The sequence below is a fragment of the Ensifer sp. LC384 genome (assembly GCF_001695865.1).
Taxonomy (GTDB): Bacteria; Pseudomonadota; Alphaproteobacteria; order Rhizobiales; family Rhizobiaceae; genus Ensifer.
This window is the reverse complement of sequence record NZ_MBST01000087.1, coordinates 1-455: the sequence shown is the minus strand read 5'-3', so window position 1 is coordinate 455 and position 455 is coordinate 1. Positions and strand designations below refer to the sequence as shown.

General features: G+C 65.7%; 1 protein-coding gene. It reads right to left on the bottom strand.

Annotation, left to right across the window (positions count from 1 at the left end; all coding sequences use genetic code 11):
• The coding region (locus tag BC363_RS31950) for an ABC transporter permease subunit (RefSeq protein ID WP_141690519.1) at positions 1–455 on the bottom strand (455 nt) is incomplete at both ends.

Genomic DNA, 455 nt, shown 5'->3' with positions numbered 1-455 from the left:
AAGCGGCTGGCGCCGAGGGTGGCGGCGGCCTCCTCCACTTCCTTGTCGATCTCCTCCATGATCGGCTGCACGGTGCGGACGACGAAGGGCAGGCCGACGAAGATCAGGGCGATGACGATACCGGCGGGGGTAAAGGCGATCTTGATGCCGAGCGGCGCCAGCAATTGTCCGATCCAGCCGTTGGGGGCATAAAGCGTCGCCAGCGCAATGCCGGCAACCGCCGTCGGCAGCGCAAACGGCAGGTCGACCATGGCGTCGATCACCCGCTTGCCGGGGAAACGATAACGCACCAGCACCCAGGCGAGGATGACGCCGAACACCAGATTGACGATCGCCGCGACAAAGGCCGTGCCGAAGCTGATCTCCAGCGCATTCAAGGTGCGGGTATCGAGCGCCAGCGTCATGAACTGCGACCAGCCGAGGCTGCTCGAGCGCCAGAGCAGGCCCGACAGCGG